The organism is Aromatoleum sp., from assembly GCF_032027225.1.
Lineage (GTDB): Bacteria > Pseudomonadota > Gammaproteobacteria > Burkholderiales > Rhodocyclaceae > Aromatoleum.
Map to the genome: position 1 here is coordinate 1 of NZ_JAVSMM010000038.1, position 6950 is coordinate 6950.

6 protein-coding genes are annotated in these 6950 nt (G+C 61.1%); 5 read left to right on the forward strand and 1 reads right to left on the reverse strand.

All coding sequences use genetic code 11. The features are described from left to right. The first annotated feature begins 262 nt into the window (after nucleotides 1-262). Both ROZ37_RS21830 and ROZ37_RS21835 read left to right on the forward strand, forming a co-directional pair. Nucleotides 263-490 carry a DUF6364 family protein gene (locus tag ROZ37_RS21830; RefSeq protein ID WP_312662823.1) on the forward strand — a complete coding sequence of 76 codons (228 nt, stop codon included), beginning with the start codon at nucleotides 263-265 and terminating at the stop codon, nucleotides 488-490. 21 nt (nucleotides 491-511) lie between these two features. Then, entirely contained in the window at nucleotides 512-934 is a 423-nt protein-coding gene (locus ROZ37_RS21835) for a PIN domain-containing protein (protein WP_312662825.1), read from the forward strand. Nucleotides 935-997: 63 nt separating this feature from the next. Here ROZ37_RS21835 and ROZ37_RS21840 read toward each other — a convergent pair whose 3' ends face one another. Continuing rightward, complete coding sequence (locus ROZ37_RS21840) at nucleotides 998-1126, reverse strand: hypothetical protein (RefSeq protein WP_312662827.1); 129 nt, start codon at nucleotides 1124-1126, stop codon at nucleotides 998-1000. 928 nt (nucleotides 1127-2054) lie between these two features. Here ROZ37_RS21840 and ROZ37_RS21845 point away from each other — a divergent pair. The 3 genes from ROZ37_RS21845 (at nucleotide 2055) to ROZ37_RS21855 (ending at nucleotide 6932) form a co-directional block, all read left to right on the forward strand. Then, nucleotides 2055-2492, forward strand: a complete 438-nt coding sequence (locus ROZ37_RS21845; RefSeq protein ID WP_409449987.1) for a pilin — start codon at nucleotides 2055-2057, stop codon at nucleotides 2490-2492. Between the two features lie 592 nt (nucleotides 2493-3084). After that, on the forward strand, nucleotides 3085-5028 hold the full coding sequence (locus ROZ37_RS21850; protein WP_312662829.1) for a sulfatase-like hydrolase/transferase: 1944 nt from the start codon (nucleotides 3085-3087) through the stop codon (nucleotides 5026-5028). A gap of 461 nt (nucleotides 5029-5489) precedes the next feature. After that, entirely contained in the window at nucleotides 5490-6932 is a 1443-nt protein-coding gene (locus tag ROZ37_RS21855; RefSeq protein WP_409449988.1) for an IS5 family transposase, read from the forward strand. Nucleotides 6933-6950: the final 18 nt, after the last annotated feature.

The following is a 6950-nucleotide window of genomic DNA, read 5'->3' on the forward strand; positions in this document are numbered from 1 at the left end:
GTTCCCGATTCAGCTGGGGCAGGAGCTGGCGAAGCTGCAGAAGGAGCCGGAGGTGCTGATCACGCACCTGAAGCCTTCGGATCGCGAGACGATCGCGCGCGAGGTGGGGGCGTGGGCGGGGCGGTTTACGCCGAGGATGCTCGAGCGGGGGGATGTGCTCGAGTTGTAGGGCCTGTCGCGAGCCCGAACCGTCCGAAGCAACACAGTCCAAAGTAACACAGGTCCCGTGTTACACTGCCCGTTTGGCGTCAAGAGGGCTCAGGTGGCGAATCTGACTTTGAGCATCGATGACGATCTTCTGCAAAAGGCACGTGAAGCGGCGGTACGCGAGCAGACCTCGGTCAACTCCGTCGTACGCGAGTTTCTGATCCGCTACGTCGACGCCCGTTCGCGCCAGTTCGAAGCACTGGATGCGCTCGACAAAGTCGCGAAGCGAAATGTCTCGCGTAGTTCGGGAAACTGGACGCGCGATTCGTTGCACGAGCGCTGAGTTGCAGTTGCCGCGCAACGGATGCGTGTTTTTGTCGACACCAACCTCTGGGTCTACCGTCTGGATCGACGGCAGCCCGAAAAGACTCGCATCGTTTCGCGCTGGCTGCGCGGGCTGGCCGGCGAGCACGACATCGTGATCAGCACCCAGGTCATGATCGAACTGCGCTCGGCCTTGACGCGCAAACTCGCGCCGGCATTTTCGCCGGCAGACGTCCGCGTTGCGCTCGAGGCGCTGGCGAGCTTCGAAGTCGTCGTCACCCATCCCAATCTCGTTCTCGACGCGCACGAACTGGCGAACGCGGAGCGGTTGTCCTGGTTCGACTCCCTGATTGCCGAAGCCGCCTTGCGCAGCCATTGCGAGATTCTCTACAGCGAAGACTTCCAGCACGGGCAGAGGTTGAACGGACGGCTGCTTGTGCAGAATCCGTTTCTCGAGAGCTGACGCTGCGCCGAGTTCGGGCGGGGTCGATCGGGACGCGGTTGCCGCACCGTGCCAGCACTGGCCTCAGGCGATCCACTTCGACAGCGCCGTGAAGGCGCCGAGCGCGACGACGACGAGACTACCGAGGCGGACGGTCAACTGCAACTCGAGCCTGTCGATCTTGAAGTCGAGGCGCTGGATGTCGGATCGCATCCGGTTACCCAACGTCTGCATCTCCGCGCGTACCTCGGAGACGGCTTCGCGGAGGTCCGCTTTCGTGACCAGTTCGGCCGTCTCGCAGGCGTTGCGTACGGCATTCGAGATCGCTTTCGCCTGCGTCTCCGGAATTCCCGCCTCCTGGAGGGTTTCGGCGAACCTCGAGGTGTCGACTGTGGCGCCGCCGATGAGTATTCGGTTCCGGTATCGAATCCGGCAACTGCTGTTCCTTCCGGCAATCTTAGCGCCGGCGGGCTGGCTTGGCACCGGCCGGGAGATCTACGCCGAGTCGCCGAGTTCTCGAGTCGCGATTCGCGGTGTGAGTGACGGCCAGGAAGCGCTGCAATTTGCGTGTGCCGCGAAGTGCGAGCCGACATTACCGATGGCGTCGCCGCCGCGCCCCACCCGCGGGAGCCCTTGTGGGCTTGCCTCGTAGGCGCGAGCAAGTATTGCATCGAGCACCCGTGGCGTCCATCGCACTTCGGTCGGTTCTTCGCCGAGGTGCCCGATGCCGGACGACGCTACCACTCCAGCCGTGCGAGGCGCTTCGCCCATGCCGCGCGGGCGCACCGCTACCGCGCGCCGCAAGAACGTGACGCATCAGGGTTCCGCCGCGGCGGGCACCGCGGCAGGGGATGGCGACATCCGTGAACACGGTGCGAGTGCCGGAAAGGCGTGGCCTTGCAGCCGCGCGGAAGTGACGGGGTACGTCACCTGGTGCTGACCTCCGGCGTCACCTCTCCGACGGTGTCGAAGCCTCGAATCACGACCTGCGGCGCCGAGCGTGATGCATTGCACACGCCTTGCACGGCTCGCGCCGTCCGTCGCGCGTTTCGAACCGTTCATTCCCGATGGCACGCTGCCTGCGTCCATTGATACGAGCCGACGACCTCGGCCGACTCAATCACCCATCGAGGAGCTCGAGATGAAGATGACTCAGGTTCGCAGGCAGGTGCAGAAGGGCTTTACGTTGATCGAACTGATGATCGTTGTTGCGATTATCGGGATTCTGGCAGCGGTAGCGCTGCCGGCGTATCAGGACTACACGACGCGTGCCAAGATCAGCGAGGTGCTCGTGATGGCCGCGCCTGCCAAGTTGGCAGTGGCCGAAACGACGTCCTCACTGGGATCGCTCGCTTCGGTCACGGCGGCGAACAGCGGCTACACGTTTCCGGGCGCGACGACCTACGTGAGCGGAATCGCCATCACAGACACAACGGGCGTTGTCACGATCACGTCTACCGTGCCCAATGCGTCCGGAACTATCACCCTCACGCCGACCGAGATCAGCGGTACTGGTCAGCTGACGTGGGTGTGTGCGACGGCGATCGATGACAAGTACGTTCCCGCACAGTGCCGATAAGCTTGGTTGCTTGCTATTCGAAAGACCGCCTTCGGGCGGTTCTTTCGTTTTGCGCCCAGCGTGAGACCCCGCTTGCGGAAGTGCGTGGGTGAGTTCATTGCGGTGAGCAGGGAAAGCGCTACTGCGCGAGTGCGACCGAAACCTTTGCCCACAGAGTGGTGACACGGCCGGCGCTGCTGCATGCCAAAGCAGGAGTTGCCTAGGGAAATACCCTAACCAGGAGCGCGCAAGTGCACCGAATCGACATTGCAGGTCCGAGCAACCGTCAAGAGGTAGGCCTGAACGATCCGAGAGAATGCGCCGTGTAACGAAACAGCGACTGAAGGCGAGCGTGCGGGCGAGGATCGAGCATCCGTTCGCGTGGTGATCAAGCACCGGTTCCGGTTCACGAAGGTGCGCTCCCGCGCAATCGAAAAGCACGACTCAACTCGACACGCTGTTCGCGTCGTCGAACCTCTGCGTGGCGTGCCGAAAGCTGGTGGCGTTGACGCCATCAACCCGTGTGCCCAACGCGTAGAGCGGTGCGAATCGGTTCAGTGCCGACGCGAATTTGCGACGAAGCGAGCGTGATTGAAGTGGAGGAGGACGACGCGTGCCTTATCCAATAGAGCGAAGCGTTGTCCTTGGCGCGTTGATCAGACCCTTCTTAAGCGCGAAGCACAACATTCGACCTCGATTCGAGTCGTTACGCCTAACGCTGCGGGCAGGCGCCGAGTTTGCTCTTATCGCGGCCATTCTGACAGTGTTCCTCGCAGTATATGTGCGTCGGTTCGGTGAAGAAGCGACTGCTGTCGTGCCGCACATCGCACTCATCTCGACCTTGTGGGGCGCATGGGTGACGCTCCGCCTTTTGGTTTGTAGTGCGGTGAGAAGCGATCGCTTGGTGCGCTGGCTTAACGCTTGGTTAGTAGTCGGCCCCCTGATTGTGCTTATCATCTGCGAGACTGGCTTCACGATCGGCCTGCACTCTTGGGGGAGGGTGCCTACCCTGCCGATGATTCGAACGTATATTGGGCAGTCATTCGAGTTGCTGGATGCGCTTGGGTTTCCACCGGCTCTCGTCTCTTCCGCGCTCGCGCTACTAGTCGCAGTTGCTCTCATCCTATTTTCCCGCTCTGTGGCGCCGATCCATTGGGTCATCGTCGTTGCTCGTCGTACCCCGACCCGTTGGCTGCTTCTCCTTCTCTCCGCCGCATGCGTCATTATCTCTGTTCGACTGTATTTGTTCGCCTCGACTCCGCCAACTAAGGAGCGAGAGCCATTCAGTCTCATGCTATTTCCGGAATTGGGAGCGCGCCATGGACAAACGCGTTCCACACGCGCAAAGATGCTTGATGTCGCCGAAGCTGTTGCTCGCGCGAACTACGTTACCGCTCCGTCATTACGCAAGCGGAATATTGTCTTGATTATCGGGGATGCGTTACGCGCAGACCACATTAGCGCAAACGGCTACTTTCGGTCGACGACCCCCTATATTGACTGGCTTATATCATCGGGTAGCGCTCGAAGTCTCACAAACGTGGTATCCGTGTGTGCAGAATCAAGTTGCGGACTGATGGCGATCGCGCAGTCTCGATATGCACACCAGTTCCCCGAGAAGCCAATAACCCTTTACGAGGTTCTGAGATTGCACGGCTACTCGGTCCGCATGATTCTCGGTGGCGATCACACGAACTTCTATGGTCTCCGAGCGTCGTTCGGCGCGGTGGATGATTACGTCGATGGCTCGACGGCGCATGGCTACTACGCCAACGACGATCAGCTGGTGATTGATCGTCTGCAAACTCTTCCCCGGTGGGATGGGACGCCTGTGATGATGCAACTGCATCTCATGTCGTCGCACGTTCTCGGCAGACGAGAAGCAAGATTCGAGCGCTTTCGTCCATTTGTCAACTACGCTCGTTTCGGAAAGACCTTGTCCGATAGCTCGGACGTCGAACGGGCACGGAACTTCTATGACAATGGCGTTCTGCAGTTTGACGCAATGGTCCGCAAGTCGATCGAAGCGCTTTCAGAAAAGGGTTACCTCGACGACGCGATAGTGGTGATCACGGCGGACCACGGGGAAATGTTGGGAGAGCACGGAGTGTTCTCGCATAGCGGTGCCGTTTACCAGCAAGCGCTGGAAATACCGCTTGTAGTCGCCGAGTTTGGCTATCGCTCGTTCGTCGATCGGGATTTTTCTGGGCTCTCGTCGCAGGTTGACATTGCTCCGACAATTCTCCATGAATTGAACTTCCCGATTCCGCCATCCTGGAGCGGCGTTGCGCTGCAGCGGGAGCGCCACCGGGAGTACATATTTTTTCAGCAGGGCGCGCAGGTTGGATTGTTTGACGTAGCGGAACCGGGAACACTGTGGAAATATTGGCTAGATCTTTCGAATGGTGAGGAGTTCGCATTCCAGTTATCACACAATCACTCCGAGTCGGCGAATTCGATCAGCGCGGTCCCTCAGGAGTCCAGGAGTCGCTGGCGTTTGGCAGCGATGAATGCAGGCGCTTCCGTGGCGCATTTTGAACTCGCGAACGGTAAGTAGACACGCGAGCGGTACGCACCTACGTGCCACTTCGATAATCTGCGCCGAGACGCCAGCGACTGCGGAATGGCAGTCCGTGGGAGAGAAAGTCGAAAAAGTGCTTGGCGTGCCGTGCGGTGCGAGACGCAAGCGATCCGGAGTTTGATCGTCCCGCGCGAGCGCCGCGAAATATCGCGTCGGATGCATATCCAAGCGAACAGGCGTTCGTTACTTGTCGACGATCGAGTGCGAAGTGCCACATCGTAGCGCCAGCTGAATCGTGTCTTCGAATGAACCTAGGGAGTCGGCCCTGCGAAACCTCGGAAAGCCGCGCCAGTGCTTGATTCCCGGCACATCCGCGGTGGCCCGAACTCTCAGAAACTGGTGTAATCATGCGCAGAACCTGAGAGTTTTCCGCATCGATCCGATCGAGGTTTTGCGCATTGGCCACCGACGATTTTTTTCGCAACCGACTCGATCAGATGATCGATCTGCGCCATCCGCTGGCGGTTCTCGCGCAACGCATGCCCTGGTCGCAGATCGAAGCGGCTCTCGCCCCGCCGCTCGCGCACAAGGACCGCGCAGGCGCAGTCGTTGGTGAGGTCGACCTCTTCGGCCCGAGCGCGCAACTCGTCGGCGCGGGAGTGAGTGCGGCAGGAAGGCCGCGCCTGTCGATTCGCCTGATGGCGTCGCTGCTGTACCTGAAGCACGCGTTCAACTTGAGCGACGAGGAACTCGTCGAGCGCTGGACCGAGAACGTGGTCTGGCAGTTTTTCAGCGGCAACGAGTACTACGAGCCACGGCCACCGTGTGATGCGACGCAGATCGGGCGCTTTCGCCGTGCGATCGGCGAGGCCGGCGTCGAGGAACTGCTCAAGGCGACGATCGACACGGCGGTGACGACGAAGGCAGTGCGCCCCAACGAGTTCGAGCGCGTCATCGTCGACTCGACGGTGCAGGAGAAGGCGATCGCGTTTCCGACCGACAGCCGGCTGCTGGAGATCGCACGTCACAAGGTCGTGATGGCAGCAAAGGCCGCCGGCATCGCGCTGAAGCAGACCTTCGCGCGCGAAGGCAAGTCGTTGCGCCGTCGCGCCGGCGGCTATGCGCATGCAAAGCAGTACAAGCGGCTGCGCCGCGTGCTCAAGCGCCAACGCACGGTGCTCGGCATCGTGCTGCGCGAGGTGCAAAGGAAGCTCGAGACAGCAACGACCGAGTCGCCCTTCACCGTGCATCGGCTGCAGACGGTGATGGAGCGCGCCGATCGCATTCGCAAGCAGCAGCCGAAAGACAAGAACAAGCTCTACGCGATGCACGCTCCGGAAGTGGAGTGCATCGGCAAGGGGAAGGCACGCCAGCCCTACGAGTTTGGCGTGAAGGCGAGCATCGCCGTCACGCACCGACGTGGATTGATCGTCGGTGCGCGCACTTTCCCGGGCAATCCGTACGACGGGCACGTCCTGTCGGCGCAGCTCGAGCAGACGGGAATTCTTCTCGAGGACGTCGGCCGCACACCGAAGCAGGTCGTTGTCGATCTCGGTTATCGCGGTGTCGATGCGGACAACCCGGGCATCGAGATCATCCATCGCGGACGATTCAAGTCGATGACGAACCGGCAGCGCCGGTGGTTGAAACGTCGCCAGGCGATCGAGCCGGCAATCGGGCACCTGAAGGCCGATCACCGGATGAACCGATGCTGGTTGGCCGGAAGCCTCGGCGATGCGCTGCACACGGTGCTGTGCGCGGCGGGCTACAACCTGCGCTGGCTGCTACGGGCGATCGTGCGCGGGCGCACCGGACGACTTTTTTTCGCCCTTTGGTTGGCAGTGCTGCGGGGTATGTTCATCGCGTCGGCGTTGTTGCCGTCGTCGAAGCGGATGCGGGGCGATTCGCGATGGCTGTCGGGCACCGCGGCGGCGGGCTGAATTTCGCAGGGCCGACTA

Coding starts and splice junctions, on each gene's coding strand:
- ROZ37_RS21855 (WP_409449988.1), top strand. CDS start 5,490: ATGATCGATCTGCGCCATCCGCTGGCGGTTCTCGCGCAACGCATGCCC.
- ROZ37_RS21845 (WP_409449987.1), top strand. CDS start 2,055: ATGAAGATGACTCAGGTTCGCAGGCAGGTGCAGAAGGGCTTTACGTTG.
- ROZ37_RS21835 (WP_312662825.1), top strand. CDS start 512: ATGCGTGTTTTTGTCGACACCAACCTCTGGGTCTACCGTCTGGATCGA.
- ROZ37_RS21840 (WP_312662827.1), bottom strand. CDS start 1,126: ATGCGATCCGACATCCAGCGCCTCGACTTCAAGATCGACAGGCTCGAG.